Origin of the sequence: Streptomyces griseomycini (assembly GCF_014203535.1) — a bacterium.
Taxonomy (GTDB): Bacteria; Actinomycetota; Actinomycetes; order Streptomycetales; family Streptomycetaceae; genus Streptomyces; species Streptomyces griseomycini.
On record NZ_JACHJI010000003.1, the window covers coordinates 506051 to 521681 of the forward strand.

General features: G+C 72.7%; 13 protein-coding genes and 2 pseudogenes. 8 read left to right on the forward strand and 7 right to left on the reverse strand.

Features of this window, described 5'->3' with window-relative positions; translation table 11 throughout:
- Positions 1-249: 249 nt before the first annotated feature.
- Entirely contained in the window at positions 250-2169 is a 1920-nt protein-coding gene (locus FHS37_RS11160; RefSeq protein WP_184820030.1) for an NAD-binding protein, read from the reverse strand.
- Between the two features lie 257 nt (positions 2170-2426).
- Between FHS37_RS11160 and FHS37_RS11165 the strand changes: the two genes are divergently transcribed.
- On the forward strand, positions 2427-3452 hold the full coding sequence (locus tag FHS37_RS11165) for a permease (protein WP_184820032.1): 1026 nt from the start codon (positions 2427-2429) through the stop codon (positions 3450-3452).
- Positions 3449-4234, forward strand: a complete 786-nt coding sequence (locus FHS37_RS11170; RefSeq protein WP_229890222.1) for a TIGR03943 family putative permease subunit — start codon at positions 3449-3451, stop codon at positions 4232-4234. Before FHS37_RS11165 ends, FHS37_RS11170 begins: the two co-directional genes overlap by 4 nt.
- A 6-nt stretch (positions 4235-4240) precedes the next feature.
- Here FHS37_RS11170 and FHS37_RS11175 read toward each other — a convergent pair whose 3' ends face one another.
- Entirely contained in the window at positions 4241-4465 is a 225-nt protein-coding gene (locus FHS37_RS11175; RefSeq protein ID WP_184819625.1) for a twin-arginine translocase TatA/TatE family subunit, read from the reverse strand.
- A 160-nt stretch (positions 4466-4625) separates the two neighbouring features.
- On the opposite strand from FHS37_RS11175, the gene FHS37_RS11180 reads away from it, so the two are divergent.
- Both FHS37_RS11180 and FHS37_RS11185 read left to right on the forward strand, forming a co-directional pair.
- Positions 4626-5015, forward strand: coding sequence for a BlaI/MecI/CopY family transcriptional regulator (locus FHS37_RS11180; RefSeq protein WP_184819627.1), 390 nt, complete (start codon positions 4626-4628; stop codon positions 5013-5015).
- Between the two features lie 6 nt (positions 5016-5021).
- Positions 5022-5954: a M56 family metallopeptidase gene (locus FHS37_RS11185; RefSeq protein WP_184819629.1), complete on the forward strand. Its 933-nt coding sequence runs from the start codon at positions 5022-5024 to the stop codon at positions 5952-5954.
- A gap of 84 nt (positions 5955-6038) precedes the next feature.
- On the opposite strand, the gene FHS37_RS11190 is transcribed toward FHS37_RS11185, so the two are convergent.
- Positions 6039-6329 carry a zinc-ribbon domain-containing protein gene (locus tag FHS37_RS11190; RefSeq protein WP_184819631.1) on the reverse strand — a complete coding sequence of 97 codons (291 nt, stop codon included), beginning with the start codon at positions 6327-6329 and terminating at the stop codon, positions 6039-6041.
- 169 nt (positions 6330-6498) lie between these two features.
- Between FHS37_RS11190 and FHS37_RS11195 the strand changes: the two genes are divergently transcribed.
- The 3 genes from FHS37_RS11195 to FHS37_RS11205 all read left to right on the forward strand — a co-directional run bounded on the left by FHS37_RS11195 (position 6499) and on the right by FHS37_RS11205 (position 9324).
- On the forward strand, positions 6499-8052 hold the full coding sequence (locus tag FHS37_RS11195; protein WP_184819633.1) for a PH domain-containing protein: 1554 nt from the start codon (positions 6499-6501) through the stop codon (positions 8050-8052).
- Positions 8053-8119: 67 nt separating this feature from the next.
- Positions 8120-8398 carry a hypothetical protein gene (locus tag FHS37_RS11200; RefSeq protein WP_184819635.1) on the forward strand — a complete coding sequence of 93 codons (279 nt, stop codon included), beginning with the start codon at positions 8120-8122 and terminating at the stop codon, positions 8396-8398.
- 119 nt (positions 8399-8517) lie between these two features.
- A complete protein-coding gene (locus FHS37_RS11205; RefSeq protein WP_184819637.1) occupies positions 8518-9324 on the forward strand; it encodes a metallophosphoesterase family protein in 807 nt (268 codons plus the stop codon).
- Positions 9325-9400: 76 nt separating this feature from the next.
- Here the strand turns inward: FHS37_RS11205 and FHS37_RS11210 are convergent.
- A pseudogene (locus tag FHS37_RS11210) lies at positions 9401-9672 on the reverse strand (dihydrofolate reductase family protein); the annotation flags it as partial.
- Between the two features lie 300 nt (positions 9673-9972).
- Positions 9973-10485 carry a DUF6584 family protein gene (locus FHS37_RS11215; protein WP_184819639.1) on the reverse strand — a complete coding sequence of 171 codons (513 nt, stop codon included), beginning with the start codon at positions 10483-10485 and terminating at the stop codon, positions 9973-9975.
- A 93-nt stretch (positions 10486-10578) separates the two neighbouring features.
- On the opposite strand from FHS37_RS11215, the pseudogene FHS37_RS40990 reads away from it, so the two are divergent.
- A pseudogene (locus FHS37_RS40990) lies at positions 10579-10908 on the forward strand (site-specific integrase); the annotation flags it as partial.
- A gap of 286 nt (positions 10909-11194) precedes the next feature.
- Here FHS37_RS40990 and FHS37_RS11220 read toward each other — a convergent pair.
- Positions 11195-11575, reverse strand: a complete 381-nt coding sequence (locus FHS37_RS11220; RefSeq protein ID WP_184819641.1) for a hypothetical protein — start codon at positions 11573-11575, stop codon at positions 11195-11197.
- 19 nt (positions 11576-11594) lie between these two features.
- On the reverse strand, positions 11595-15335 hold the full coding sequence (locus FHS37_RS11225) for a CHAT domain-containing tetratricopeptide repeat protein (protein ID WP_184819643.1): 3741 nt from the start codon (positions 15333-15335) through the stop codon (positions 11595-11597).
- Between the last annotated feature and the right edge of the window lie 296 nt (positions 15336-15631).

Below are 15631 nucleotides of genomic sequence, written 5' to 3' on the forward strand. Positions count from 1 at the left end.
GCCTGCTCGGCCTGCTCGGCCTGCTCGGCCTGCTCGGCCTGCTCGGCCTGCTCGGCCTGCTCGGCCTGCTCGGCCTGCTCGGCCTGCTCGGCCTGCTCGGCCTGCCCGGCCTGCCCGGCTCGCCTCGGTCCGCCCGGCCTGCCCGGCTCGTCTCGGCTCGCCCGGCCCGCTTCGGTCCGCCCGGCTCGTCCAGCCCACCCGGCCCACCCGGCCCACCGGGGCCGGGCCGGAGGCGGTCGCCGCGAGGCCCTACGACCCCGCCCGCTCCCGCCCCCTGCGCCCCAGCAGCTCCGCCAGCCCCCGCCGCGTGGCGGCCAGCACCACGCGGTCCTCGGCGTGCAGCACGTACGTGTCGGGCAGGTCCCACACCAGCCCCGACCCCGGTACCCCCTCCGCGGCGCCGGCCCTCTCCTCGTCCCGCTCCCCGCCGGAGGCGGACGCCGCCGTGTCCAGGGCCAGCACCCGCCACGCCCCGGCCCGGAACGCCTCGCCGACCGTCTTCCCCTCCAGCTGCGGATGCCCGCCCACGACCACCGCCGCGAACAGCAGCACCCGCCGCTCGACCGGGATCGCCCCCAGGATCTGCCGGCCCATCATGGCCCCGGCGAACGCGGGCGCGGCCAGGTGGGACACGCTGCGGCTCCGGGTCAGCGCGCCGGGGTGCGCGGTCCGCAGGGTGCGGTACACCGCCGTCGCGAAGTCGTCGTCGTACAGCCGCAGTACGACCCGCAGGTCGGACCGCACGGACCGGGCGTACAGCACCGCCTCGAGGTTGGTGGTGTCCACGCTGGTCAGCGCGAGCAGCACGTCCGCCCGGTGGATCTTCGCGGCCTCCAGGACTCCCTCCTGCGTGACGTCCCCGAGCACCACCGGCACCCGTAACCGCCGCGCCGTCGCCATGCCCCGCGCCTCCGGATCGGCCTCGACGCACACCACCGGGATGTGCAGCTCCCGCAGCCGCGTCAGCACCCGCGTCCCGATCTTGCCCAGCCCGAGCAGCACCACGTGCCCGCTCAGCCCGCGCGGTGGCTTCCGCAGCGCCGACGCGGTGCGGAACGTCCCCAGCGCCTCCAGCACCGCGGCCAGCAGCACCGGCAGCAACAGCAACCCGACCAGCCCCGACAGCAGTTGAAGGACCTGCCGGCCCCTGGACTCGTTGTGCGCGGGCTCGTTGATGGAGAAGAGGTCGAGCAGGGTGACGTAGGTGGCGTGCAGCGGGTGGTCCTCCGTGACCACCGTCAGCGCGACGGCGAGCGCGACCACGGCCGCCACCAGCCCCGCCAGCGACCAGCGCAGCCGCCGCGAGAACAGCGAGGCGAACGGCGGCACCCGGGCCCGTCCGGCCGGCAGCGGCGGCCCCGAGTAGGACACCTGCTCCAGCACCACCGTCCCGCGTCCCGTCGCCGCCGCCACCGCCGCCGCGTCGGGCAGCAACTGCGGTCCCTGGTCCCCGCTGTCCTCCGAACCCTCCGCACCGGCCGGGTCGTTGCTCGTGGCGGACAGCAGCGCCAGGGTGCACAGCCCGGGATCGGCCACCTCGCCCGGTCCCGGCGGCCGGCGTTCCACGGCCCGCAGCAGCAGGCCCTCGGCGTCGACGACCTTGCTGGTGCCGACGAGCGCGGTGCCGACCAGCGCGGGCGCGGCCGTGTCCGCGTCGGACAGCACGGTCGTGGAGGCGTCGACTCCCGGCCCGGTCCTCCCCTGCGCTCCGGGAACGGCCAACTCTGCTGCCTGGTCGAGCAGTTCCTCGATGTGCTGGCCCAACCGCCGGTTGTAGAGCCTCAGGACGATCCGCAGCCGGGGATTGAGCCGACGGGCGGTGAGCGCGGCGCGGATGTTGGTCTCGTCGTCGTCGTACACGAGCGCCAGCGCGGCGGCCCGTTCCACGCCCGCCTCGGCGAGCACGTCCTCGGTCGGCTCGGCGGCCTCCACCACCCGCCCGCCCGGGGCCGGGACCCCGTCGGAGCCACCGCCGCCCCCGTTCCCCCGGTTGACGGCGGTCACGACCCGGTCCAGCAGGGCCGCGGAGGCCGCGCGGGCCCGCCCGACCACCGGCTGCCGCACCTGGCGCCCGGCCGGCGGCACGACGAGCACGACCTGTTCGCGGTACACGCCCCGGAGTTCGGCGGCGAGCCGGTGCGCCAGCCCGTCGTCACCGCACACCACCATGGGCGCGGACGGATCGCTGGGCAGGGCCGGATTCGGAAGGAGGCTCACCACGGGGGAAGAGACTGCCCCATCCGCACGGGTGGTTCCAGGCATGACCGGCGGCGGGCGGCGGGCGGCGGTCCGAACGGTGAGCGGCGAGCTGAACGGCCGTACCGGTCGCGCCGTATGGAGGGGAGGGCCCGGCGGCCCCGCTTCGTCGTGCGCGCGTTCTCCGGAGGTGTACCCGGCTCGTGTCCCCCACCAAGTCGGCCCCGGACGTGTCCCCCACCAGGTCGGCCCCGGACGGGTCCCCCACCAGGTCGGCCCCGGACGGGGCGGGGCCCGCCGAGGAGCCCCGTCACCTCGACCCCTCCCTCCTGCTCGTCCTGACGCTGCTCACGGCCGTGATGCTCCAGGGCCCGATCCGCCGTGCCCTGGCCGCCCCGGTGATGCAGAGCTGGATGACGGTGTTCGTGGCGGTGGTCGTCCAGGCCCTGCCCTTCCTGGTGCTCGGCGTCCTGCTGTCGGCGGCGATCGCGGTCTTCGTCCCGCCGTCCTTCTTCGCCCGCGCGCTGCCGGAGCGCCCGGTGCTGGCGGTCCCGGTCGCGGGCGCGGCGGGCGCGGTCCTGCCCGGCTGTGAGTGCGCGTCCGTGCCGGTGGCGGGCGCACTGGTGCGCAGGGGGGTGACCCCGGCGGCGGCCCTGGCGTTCCTGCTGTCCGCCCCCGCCGTCAACCCGGTCGTGCTGACGGCCACCGCGGTCGCCTTCCCCGACGACCCGCGGATGGTCCTCGCCCGCTTCGTCGCGAGCCTGCTCGTGGCGTGCGCGATGGGCTGGCTGTGGCACCGCCTCGGCCGCGCCGACTGGCTGCGTCCCCCGTCCCGCCCGGTCCCCGGGGGCCGGGGCGGGGGCGCCGCGTTCTGGGGCTCGGTGCGGCACGACGTGATGCACGCGGGCGGCTTCCTGGTGGTCGGCGCGATGGCCGCGGCGACGCTGAAGGCGGTGGTCCCGGCCGAGTGGCTGAGTGCGGCGGCCGGGCATCCGGTGCTGTCGGTGCTGGCGCTGGCGGTGCTCGCCGTGCTGCTGTCCATCTGCTCGGAGGCGGACGCGTTCGTGGCGGCGTCGCTGACCCAGTTCTCGCTGACGGCCCGGCTCGCCTTCCTGGTCGTGGGCCCGATGGTCGACCTCAAACTCTTCGCCCTGCAGGCGGGCACGTTCGGCCGTGCCTTCGCCCTGCGCTTCGCCCCCGCGACCTTCGCGACGGCGGTGGCGGTCTCGGCCCTGACGGGAGCGGTACTGCTGTGAACCGGAGCACCCGGAGCACCCGGAACGTACGGGTGCGTCCGAACCGGCAGGCCCAGGCGGCGCTGCTGTTCCTCCTCGGCGCGACCGTGCTGCACGCCGGCTGGACCGACCTCCACCTGCGCTACGTCAAGGCCGGCCTGCGCCCGCTGCTCCTGCTGTCGGGAGCGGCACTGATCGCGACGGCGGCGGCGACGGTCTGGTACGAGCGGCGCCACGCGCCCCCGGAACACCACCCGGAGCACCACCACCCGGACGACCTCCCCGGGGACCACCATCCGGAACCCCGTGTCTCCTGGCTGCTCGCCCTCCCCCTCCTCGCCCTGATCCTGGTCGCCCCGCCGGCCCTCGGCTCCTACAGCGCCACCCACACGGGCACGGCCCTGCAGGAACCCCTCGGTTTCCCCGACCTCCCCGCCCGGGGCCCCCTGCGCCTCGGCGTGGGCGAGTACGCGGCCCGCGCGGTCTACGACGACGGCCGTCACCTCCGCGGCCGCCCCGTCACCCTCACCGGTTTCGTGGCCCTGGACGGGTCCGGCACCCCGTACCTGGTCCGCATGACCCTCAACTGCTGTGCGGCGGACGCCCAGCCGGTGAAGGTCGCCCTGACCGGCGGGGTCCCCCCGGTCCTGCAACCGGACAGCTGGCTGGAGCTCACCGGCACCTACACCCCGCGCCGCACGAAGGACCCGGTCAACGACGGCCCCGTCCCCTACTTCGAGGTCACGGCGGCCCGGCCGGTGCCGCCCCCGGCCGACCCGTACGACGACACGGGGGCCGGCTGAGGACACTCACCGCCGGTGCTGGTCCCCCTCGGACGAGGTGTCCCGGGAGACGGTCTCCCCCTGGATGACGCGCGGCGCGTCCCGCTGGTCCTGCTCCTTGGCCGCCCGGGCCTCGGCCTTCAGGATGCGGGCGGACTTGCCCGCCGACCGGGCGAGTTCCGGCAGTTTCCTGATGGCCAGGACAGCTATGACGACGATGAGGATGATCGCGAGTTCGCTCAGTCCGAACATGGGGTCCGTCCCTCTTGTGTGCCGGTGCCGGTGCCGGATGGTGGGTGCCGGTGGCGGGTACCGCCAATAGAATCTACAGCAATGTAGAGAATTTGACGGCGTCCGTTCATCTATACGATGACCGCCCGGGAAACATGCAGCGGCGGAAGGGAGACAGGCCGTGTCGGAGCACGGGCAGCGTCCCCGGCGGCGGGGACAGGGCGAGCTGGAGGCGCTGGTCCTGTCGGCGCTGCGGGAGGCGGACGGACCGGCGACGGCCGGCTGGGTCCAGGAACGCCTGGGCGGCGACCTCGCCTACACGACGGTCATCACGATCCTGACCCGGCTGCTGGCCAAGGGCGCGGTCACCCGGGAGCGGGCGGGCCGCTCCTTCGCCTGGACCCCGGCGTCGGACCACGCGGGCCTGGCGGCCCACAAGATGCGCAAGGTCCTGGACGCCGAGAACGACCGGGAGGCGGTTCTGGCCAGCTTCGTCACCGGCCTCGGCCCGGACGACGAACGGCTGCTGCGCGAACTGCTGGGCCGGTCCGGGAGCGAAGGGGAAGACTGATACCTCATGGGGGTGTTCGTCTTCCTGCCGCTGGTCCTGCCGCTGACGGCCTGGCCGGTCGCACGCCTGGCCGAACAGCATCTCCACCCGCGCACCGCGACGCGGATGCTGACCGCGGTGGCCGCGACGATGGCGACGTGCAGCACGCTCTGCCTCGGCCTGGTGATGGTGGTCGGCACCGCCCAGCTGCCCGGCAACCCGCTGCCCGACGGCTGGTCCGACCCGGAGGTGCGGGCGGCGGTCCCGTACGACGAGGTGGCGGGCAGGGCGGCGATCCCCGCCCTCTGCGCGGTCGTGCTGGCCTGCGCCCGCATCCTGTGGCGGCACGTCCGCACCCGCCGCCGCGCCCACCGCGCCCTGGCCGGCCTGCCGGACACGGAGGTGGCGGTCCTCCCCGACGGCACCCCGTACGCGTACGCGCTCCCGGGCACTGTCTCCCACCGCGACCGCGTGGTGGTCACCACCGCCCTCCTCGGCCACCTCGCCCCCGCCGAACGCCGTGCCCTGTTCGCCCACGAGCGGGCCCACCTGACCGGGCGTCACCACCGCTTCCTGCTGGCGGTCCGGCTGGCCGCCCACGCCAACCCGTTCCTGCGCCCGCTGCACACGGCGGTGTCGTACACGACGGAACGCTGGGCCGACGAGGAGGCGGCCCGCACCGTCGGCAGCCGCCGCACGGTCGCCACCGCCATCGGCCGGGCGGCCCTGGCCTCCCGCCCGGCCCCGCTGCCGACGGCCTTCGCGTCCCCGGGCCCGGTCCCGCGCCGGGTGGCCGCCCTCCTCGCACCGCCCCCGGCGCCGGGCCGCTGGCCGGCCGTGTTCACCTCGGTGGGCCTGGCGGCCTGGGGAGCGGCGGCGGGCACGGCCGTGTCGGCCATGTCCTCGGCGAACTCCGCCCTGACCCTGTTCTCGATCCTCCGCGCGGCGACGCCACTGTGAGGACCGTCCGGGCCGTCCGGGCCGTCCGGACCGCCCGGGCCGTCCGGGCCGTGCAGACCGTCCGGACCGCCCGGCCCCGAGGGCTCAGGACTGGTAGGGCTGCTGCTGGGGCTGCCCGTACCCCTGGCCGCCCGGCCCGCCGACGGCCTGCGCCTGGAGCTGCTCGGCCTGCTCCTTGGTCACGCTCTGCTCCGCGCCGCAGAAGGTGCACTGCGTCGCGTACTTCGTCGAGAACGGGAAGAGCGGCACGAAGAACAGCGTGAACTTCGTGACCCGCTTCCTGAGCGTGTGCGCGGACGGATTCCCGCACTGCCCGCACACCAGCGTCAGTATCGCCAGCTGGTACAAGTACCCCTTGGTACCAAAGATGATCATGTCGCCCATCCTTCCCGAGCCGCGGTCCACCGAACCGCCGCGCCGCGTGCCACTCCACTGAGAACCATGCCACCCGGCTGCCCGGTCGGCAGTCGGCAATGTGGCGGGCCGGAAAACTGCCGCATCCGGCACAAGCCCCCGCCCCCCGGCCGTTGACAGGATGCTGCACATGAACGACACCCGGGAAGTGATCTGCCGCCCCCGGTGGAAGGGCGCCTGGTGGTTCTTGGCCGGACTCGGGGCGATCGCGACGACCGCGGCCGTGGCGCTCTGGGCCGTTTCCGGCGTGTGCGCCTGGCTGGGCACCGGCCTGCTGTCCGTGCCGGTGGGCCTGCTGTCCCTGCACCGGGCCACCGTCCGCGTGCACGCCGACGCCCGCGGCCTGCACGTCCGCACGCTGCTGCGCCACCGGAGCCTGCCCTGGAGCGACGTCGCCGACCTGCGCGTACGCCTGAGGAACGGGAACGCCTCGCGGGGCGAGGAGAGCCGCCGCGTCATCGCGGTACTGCGCGACGGCCGCAGGCGGCGCCTGCCCCTGCCCCTGGGCTGGACCTCCCACGACCCGGACTTCGACGACACCCTGGACGCGCTGCGCACCCTGCACCGCCGCCACGGCACCCCGGTGTCGGCCCACCTCCCCGTCGTCTCGCACCGCACCGTCGGCCGCGGCTGGGCGGGCTCCCTGGCGCTGTGCGCGCTGCTGCTGGCGGGCGCGGGCCTGGCCGCGCGGTCCGTGCCGGACGCCGGGGCGACGGAGCGGGCGTGGAAGTCGGCCGTCCCGTGCACGGCCTCCACGCCCGCCGCGGACCGGTCCGAGTGCCTGACCTTCCTCCCGGCGGTGATCGAGCGCACCGAGCTCAACCGGAGCAGGCACGACAGCAGCCTGCTGTACTTCACCGACGCCCGTCCGATGAGACGGCAGGGCGTCTCCGACGAGGCCGCCCTGGAGTTCCGCCCCGGCGACCGCGTCCGGCTGACCCTGTGGCGCGGCGAGGTGCGGACGGTGGCGGGGGACCGCCACGTGTGGCACGGTCACATTCCCGGCGCCGGGGAGACGGCGGTCCTCGCGGCCGTACCGGCCCTCCTCGCGGGCTACCCCGCCGCCCGGGTGCTGATCCGCCTGCGGGGCCGCCACCGCCCCGACGACGAGGTCCTCCCGTCCGCCCTCCCCTTCGCCGCGGCCCTCACCGTGACGGGCCTGTGGCTGCTCCCCCTCTGCCACTTCTACTTCGCGGTGCCGCTCGGTCGGCCCGCGGCGCTCACCTGGGCGGCCGCGGGCACCCTGACCAGCCTGGCCCTCCTGGCCTGGGCGTGGCGCGCCACCCGCATCCGCGTGCCCGGAGCGGCGGGAGCGCCCGGAGCGGCGGGGGCAGCCGGTGGGCCGCCCGCCGCCGACGACGGGGAGGCGGATGACGGGGAGGTGTTCGTACGGGCCCGCTTCCTGGAACCCACGGACTACAACCCGCACTGCTTCGGCACCCACATCGTCCTGGGCGGCGGCGCCCCGCCGGCGGTGGCCCCGCACTCCGGTCCGGGCCGCTACGCGGCCAGGCCGATCCCGGTGGACCGCCTCACCCTGCGCGGGGTGCGCCGGGCCAGGGGCAGCGACGGCGACACGGTCCCCACGGGCTGGCACGTGGCCGAACTCGACGACGGGGGAACCCCGGTCCGCCTGGCGGCGGCCCCGGCCGACCTGACCCGCGTCCTCGACCGGCTGACGTAGCCCTCCGGAGCCGCCCGTGACGCGGGGCGGTGTCCTCGCCGTCGCGGGGATCGGCTAGGTTGCCCGGATGACCGACACGGATCCGCTGGTGACCGCCCTCGCCGGACTGGTCGTCGACGTCGTCCGGTTCCTCGACGACTGCGACGACGACGAGGTGGACCCCGACTCCGCCGTGAAGATGACGGAGAGCGTGTCCTGGGTGCTGCTGCAGCTCCCCCCGGACCAGCGCGAACGGCTCCTGCGCGTGCTCGCGGACATGGCCGGGGCGGAGCCCGATCCCGGACGGCGGGAGTTCCTGGAGTCGTTCCCCTTCACCTGCGGCCTGGTCGAGGACCGGGAGCGCTGAGCGCCCCCCACGGACCGCTGAGCGGCCCCTCACGGACCGGAGACGGCCGTGGCCCGGGGCGCCGGTCGCGTCCTGGCCGGGGGGCGCCGGACGGCACGAGCGGATGCCAGGATGCCGTCATGCATCCCCACCTCGAACGCATCGCGCTGATATCGGACGTCCACGGGAACCTGACGGCACTGGAAGCGGTGCTGGACGACATCGACGCCCGCGGGATCAGCCGGATCTACAACCTGGGCGACTACGTGGGCAAGGGACCGCGCGGCCGGGAGGTGATCGACGTGTGCCGCGAGCGCTGCGAGGTCAACATCCTGGGGAACTGGGACGACTTCCTGCCGGATCCGGACAGGACGTTCGACAGCGAGGCGCTGTCCTGGTGGCTCGGTCAACTGTCCGAGGGCCAGGGGGAGTGGCTCCGCGGCCTGCCGTTCAGCCACGACTTCCTGATCAGCGGTCGTCGGGTGCGCCTGTTCCACGCCTCTCCGACGTCGGTGCACCGAAGGGTCCGCTTCGACCACGACGAGAGCGAGTTCCTCGAGATGTTCACGAACACCCCGGCCACCGGCGACGGCCCGGTGCCCACGGTCGTGGGTTACGGGGACACGCACGACGCGTACTACGAGGTCGACCGGGAACGCCGCACGCTGTTCAACACGGGGAGCGTCGGCAACAGCATGGACGACCCGACCCCCGTGTACGTGATCGTCGAGGGAGTCCTCGACTCCACGGCCGAGGCGCCGTTCTCCCTGCAGTTCGTGCGGGTCCCGTACGACGTCGAAGCCGAGCTCGCGGTGGCCGGGGCGATGGGCATGCCGGAGTTCGCCGGCTACGCCTCCGAACTGCGCCACGGCGTCTACCGCGGCGACCTCGGGAGCGGCGAACCGCCGCGCTACCACCGCCGGAGCCCGGACGCGGCGGCGTCGTGACCGACCAGGGCGGACGAGGACGCGGACGTCCGCCGACCGGCCGGGGTCGCCGAAACCCCCTCCCCGTCCGCACGGGTCAATGGAGGGCGGGCCGGTGGACGAGCTCCTGGATGTCACCGTCGAGCGTCCGCTTCCCGACCAGCTCCAGGTCGAAGTCGGCCGCTCCCCGGAAGACCGGGTCCAGCCCGGTCCGACCGGTGATGACCGGGAAGAGCGTCACCTGCAGGCGGTCGACCAGGCCGGCGGCCATCAGCGCCCGGTTCATCGACAGGCTGCCGCGTGCGAGCGCAACGGCACCTCGGACTCCTCCTCGAGCCGGGCGACGACGTCGACGGCGTCTTCCGCAACCCTCCACTCACCCGGATCCCATCCCGACTGCCGTCGACCCGCACATCGTGGAGCGGGCGTGGTTCCTGGCGTCCAGGGGAAGCGCGCCACTGTACGAACGACCTGGACGGCCGGATCCGCGTCGACCGCCGCACGACCGGCGTCCCGGCGCGTGACGTGAAAGCCGATGAACCCCGTGAAGTTTCCGATGCTGTCCGGGCCCACCGTCAAGCACCAGGCGGGACCGGAGCGTCAGGCATCAACTGGGACCCGGCGTCCGACACCTTGGCCGGCACGGCAGAGCGTCTGCCGGTGAGGGGGTCACCTGAACAGGGCGATCAGTCCGTTCACCCAGATCCCCAGCATCACCAGGACCACCACCAGGCAGCCGGCTCCCGCCAAGAAGCCGCTGAACTTCCCGGTACCGGAGTCCGGTTCGTCGTCCGGGGCGGAAGGCATCGAGTCCCAGTCCACCGGGCGCCCCAGGGCTTCGGAGCAAGCGGTCCGTACCGCTGTCAGCTGCTCCGCGGCGAACCTGGAGTGGGCAAGGGACTCGGGGCCGCGCCACGCGAGTGCCCTCATGCGCTCCTGGGGCGTCCGGTACCTCGCCTCGAAGGCGGAGGTCTCGCCCGCGTCCCGGTCCTCCTCGAGGTACATCCAGCGCCCTGCTTCCGCGGGCTCACCGTACAGCCGGTACACCTCCGCCAGGCGACGGCGGAGCGTCAGGTCGGTGGGGTAGGAGGAGACCAGCCCGCGCAGGCGTTGACGCGCCATGGGCACGCGACCGGCTGCCAGGTCCGCGTCGACTCGGGCGAGGGTGGCTGTCAGTGGCATAGCTGCATGATCGATCAGGACGATGGGACGTCTCGACTCCTTTTCGTCGAGCGACTGGTCAGCCCCGGCTCGGTGAGGCAGGAGGGCCCGGTTGACGTGAGCGCGGAGGACGTCGACCGTTCGCTTGCCGCCCAGGCGAAGACGCTCGGCACGCGCACCCTCCGGGCGATCCACTCGTTTCGCTCGGGCCGAGGCTGTGCTGAAGGGTGCCGAGGGACCCCGGTGTGCGCGTACATCGTCGGCGCCCTGCTGACCGGTGCCCGGACCGAGGAGCTGCGGGCGCTCACCCGGGACCACGTCTTCCTCGGGGGCAAGCCGGACGCCGACCCGCCGCAGCCTCCGCACATCGCGGTGCGGCGCTCGGTCCGGCGGGACGGGAACGCCAGGACCCGGAGGTCCCGGAGCACGCTCGCTCGGCCGGCGGCAAGCGGGTGGACACTCGGGAAGCGGTAGTCGCGCAGATGGACACGCAGACGAAACGGGCCGGCCACCTACTTCACTGTCGGGGTGGCGGGATTTGAACCCACGACCTCTTCGTCCCGAACTCTCGGCTGGAGGGTCATCGAGGCTTAACGGGCTGGCCGGTCGGCCATGGACGGCTGTTGGCAGTCAGCTGCGGTCGCGGTGGTTGCTGTACTCCGCTGCTGTACAGCAACCACGGCCCGCTCACAGACGTAGAACTCCTGGGCCTGTACTTGAGGGATGTGGGTCAGCCCTGGCCTGAGGCGGAATCTTGGGCTGCGTTGAGCGTTTCTTCGATGGTGATGTCGATATACCGGTCTCGGTCGGCGCTGCTGAGCGCCTGTGGGGGTGCTTCGGATTGGTCGAGCCGGATGCGGACGTGGCGAGTGATGACGTCGCGGTGGGGGGCGGAGGTTTGCTTTTTGAGGTCGCTGTAGACCGTCCAGGCAAGACTGGCGACGCTGACGATGAGCGCACCGAGCGAGATCGGGTCCAGGTACTGCTCGGGGCGGGTGGTGCTCTGGCGGGCGTGGAGGGCTGCTTCCACGTCGCTGGCGAGGTGGGGGCTGTGCGGGGTGGTGAGGCGCTGTGCTGCAGCGCGTGCGCCTAGTTCGACCGGGTTGGCCATGCGGTTTTCCTTATGCGGATCAGACAGCGGTGGACGGGTCCGTGAGGACGTGGTGGCGTACTGCAGGCGGGAGATCATTGCCAGTGATGTTCTGCCAGGTCTCCTCGAGCGCGGCGATTCCCAGTGTGTGCGTCATGCGCTGGAGATGAGCCGGGGCTGGGCCAGTCGCCGGGTGCGGAAACTGATCAAACAACGCTACGCACTGGACTACCCATGCCAAGGCCTCTCTGGCCTGATGCCGTGCCTCAGCAAGTAGACCGAGCTGTCCATAGGTGATGGCCATGCCGGGCCGGTTGTTGAGGTCCTCGTTGATGGTGAGGGATCGGCGGTGCCAGTCCTCGGCCTCCTCCAGCCGCCCCCGGTCCCGGGCAACCCTGCCGAGCAGGTGGTAGGAGCTCGCCATGCCGGGCCGGTTGTTGAGGTCCTCGTTGATGGTGAGGGATCGGCGGTGCCAGTCCTCGGCCTCCTCCAGCCGCCCCCGGTCCCGGGCGACCATGCCGAGCTGGTTGTAGGTGATGGCCATGCCGGGCCGGTTGTTGAGGTCCTCGTTGATGGTGAGGGATCGGCGGTGCCAGTCCTCGGCCTCCTCCAGCCGCCCCCGGTCCCGGGCGACCATGCCGAGCTGGTTGTAGGTGATGGCCATGCCGGGCCGGTTGTTGAGGTCCTCGTTGATGGTGAGGGATCGGCGGTGCCAGTCCTCGGCCTCCTCCAGCCGCCCCCGGTCCCGGGCGACCATGCCGAGCTGGTTGTAGGTGATGGCCATGCCGGGCCGGTTGTTGAGATCCTCTTTGATGGTGAGGGATCGGCGGTACCAGTCCTCGGCCTCCTCCAGCCGCCCCCAGTTCTGAGCGATTATGCCGAGCTGGTGGTGGGCCGTGCCGAGATGGGCGCGTTGCTGGGGTGTGGTGGGCTGCTGTTGCAAGGCGTCGAGGATGTCGCGGTAGGTGCGCTCGGCTTGGTCTAACTGGCCCGCGCCTACTAGTCGGTTGGCTTGAGAACCGGTCAAAAACAGCCACAGGGAGCCGGCTGGAGCGTCCAGATCCGGCGGGCTACCGCCGGCGGTTTCCAGGACCAGCCGTGCCCGATCGACCCAAGCACGGGCCTCTTCCGTCAACCCCCGTGCGTCCCAGTAGTCATTCAACGGCTCTGTGATGTATTGGGCTTGGGCCCACAGGCCGTGGTCGAGGGCCTGGCCGAGCAGGCTGCCCAACGTCCGCTGCTGATAGCTGATCAATGCCATGGCGAGTTCGGCGTCACCACTGTTGATCTGTGCCATGAGCCAGTTACCGAAGGCGGCGTGGGCGTCGAGGAGGGCGCGGGTGGTGGCGGTGTGCTGGTCGCGGTAGGTCTTGGGGGCCTGGGTTTGCCAGTGGTTGGTGAGGTAGGCGGGCAGGGCCGGGTGAATGCGGTACATGCCCGCCCCCAGCGGCGTCAGCAGCCCCACATCCGCGGTCCGGTCCAGTAGATGTCTCCACTCGGCGGCCGTGCGGCCGCGAAACGGCTCGGGCACGTCCGGGTCCGCGGAGAACACGGCCAGGACGTGGGCGTCGGCGACGCCGTGGAGGAGGCTGAGCGCGGTCAGGGCCTGCTGGTCGGCGGTGGGCAGGTGGGTGAAGGAGTAGGTGATGCTGGCGGCGAGGGAGGTGGTGCGCTCGCCGGTTACGCTGTCGTACAGCGCGGTGGCGCCCTGGAGGCCAGCCAGCAGGTCCTGCGGGCTGGTGGTGTCCAGGTGGGGCAGGAGGATGCGCATGCTTAGGGGGTGCCCGTCCAGCCACTGCATCAGCTCCCCGAACGCCTTCAGTTCGCGGCGCGGCTGGGCATCGGGGTAGGGGGCCAAGAGGTGGTCGGCGTACTGGCCGGCCTCCTCGCTGTCCAGGCCGGATACCTCCACCCGGCGCGTTTGGGGGCCGAGCCAGGTTTCCGGGGTGCGGCTGGTGACGATGACCGCGCTGGTGCCGCGGGTGGCAATGCGAGTCAGGAAGTCGCGCAGCTTGTTGCGGTCCTGCTCCAGCAGGGGCGGGGTGGCCCGCGTGGGATCGGGCATGGTGTGCACGGATTCGAAGTTGTCCCACACCAGCAGCAGCCGGTGCTTTTGCAGGACCGCTTCCACTAGGGCCTGGCGCTTGCCGGGGTCGAGCCGGGCGAACTGGGTACCGAACAGGCGCAGTCCGATGCTGGTGATCACGCCGTCCAAGCCGAAGGAGGCGACGCCGGGTTCGAAGGAGTGCCAAATCACCCCGTCCGGATGATCCAGCGCCCCGGTGTCGCGCCACCATCGGCCGAACGCCTTGGCCAGCTCGGTCTTGCCCGTTCCCCCGGGCCCGTGCAGCACCACCACATGCTGCAGCCGGGCGGCTAGGTCCAGGGTGTAGAGCAGGGCGTCGCGGCCGATGAACTCCCCCACCGCTTCCAGCGCCGCCTCCGGAGGTGTCTCGCCGGTGTGGAGGCTCTCGCGGATCCGGTCCAGCATCTCCTCCAGTGACTGGCGGGCCTGGCGCTCGGTGCGCAGGCCGGGAAAGTGCACCTCGCTGCGTGCGTACAGCACTGGCACGACCCAGTCCGCCAGCGGCATCATGCCCTTTGGTGACGGTCGCAGATCCTGCTGGGCCAGGCGGCGCCGCCCGGCGGCCACCGCTTCAGTCACCCGGTCACCGGCGAACAGCCGCTCGTAGAAGGCCGCCATGAACTCCGCGGCCGCCACCGCATACACGCTGTAGGCCATGGCCACCACGACAGCGGTGCCCTCCTGCAGCAGCCGGGTGGCCACCGCTGCCTCGACTTGCGAGCCCACCACCGCTGACTGGCACGCATTGAGCACCACCACCGGCACCTGGGCCTGCTTGAGCACGCGCGCCACTTCATCCGCGGCTACCAGGTCGGATCCGCCCTCCGGCTTCTCGAACGCCAGCATCCCCTGCGGCCCTGGGCCCCGGAACATCACCGGCCGCCCCGCCCCGCCCAACGGGCCGGGCGCCTGGCCGAACACCCCGTGTCCGTCGAAGTGCACGATCTGGAACGGCTCACCCGCCTCCCGCGCCTGGGTCAGCACCTGCTGCAGGTGCTCCAGGGTCGGCGGGCGCAGCACCACCACCTCTACCTGTCCGCGCACCGCCGCCAGGCGACCCAGTAGCGGGCGGGCGATCATCTGATATCCCACATCCTGGGTGCCGCGCGGCCGGGAGATCACCATCAGCACCCGCAGCCGCGACCCCCCAACCCTGAAGACCTCCCCCAGATTCGCCGTCGGCATGGTGCGTGAGACGGTCACCCGTGTATCCAGCGCCAGCGGCGTCGGCCGCCCCGGATCCGCCATCAGCTCCCACGGCCATCCCAACGGCTCCGCCGCCCCCGACGCCACCACCAGCTCTACCCGGCCGCCCCGCGCCTCCGCCCGCGCCCGTGTCCGAAGATAAGCATCCCGGGCCGGCCCTGCGCCGAACACCGCCTCGAAGACCTGCTCGCCCCACCCCGGGAGCTGGGCCGCGACTTTTGGGCCACGCTCGCCGTACACCCCGAACGGTGCCCGCAGATATTGCTCCAGATACCAGCGCAACTCCTCCAGCACCGGCCCGTCCAACGGCCACGCCAACGTCACCGGATCACCCACTCGACTGGGATACGACTCACCCTCCGGCCACGCCAACACCGTTACCCGGCCGTCCCCGGTGATCTCCAGCAACAGACGTTCCGACACCGCCACCGCCCCCGTATCGACCTGCGGTGAGCCACCACGCCCCATCACACCAGTGACCGTAGCCATCCCGACATCCCCTCGACGGCAAACCCCCAAACCGGTGCCGAGCGCGTGCTCCTGTCACCCTCCGATAGAACACCCCCCAGCAACGGTGCGCTCGGGTACTTCCCGCCTTGCCGGTCTGACCAGTAAAGAATCCCGGGCCACCGTTCTGACAGGCTGGCCGGAGTGGGTGACGAGAATCGAACTCGCGCTCTCAGCTTGGGAAGCTAAGGACATCTAGGGCTTGCTCCAGGCCTGACCTGCGGCGGAGGGGCGCAGGCGCGCGGTACACGGTCGACTGGTCCCCGCTGTTCCCCGTG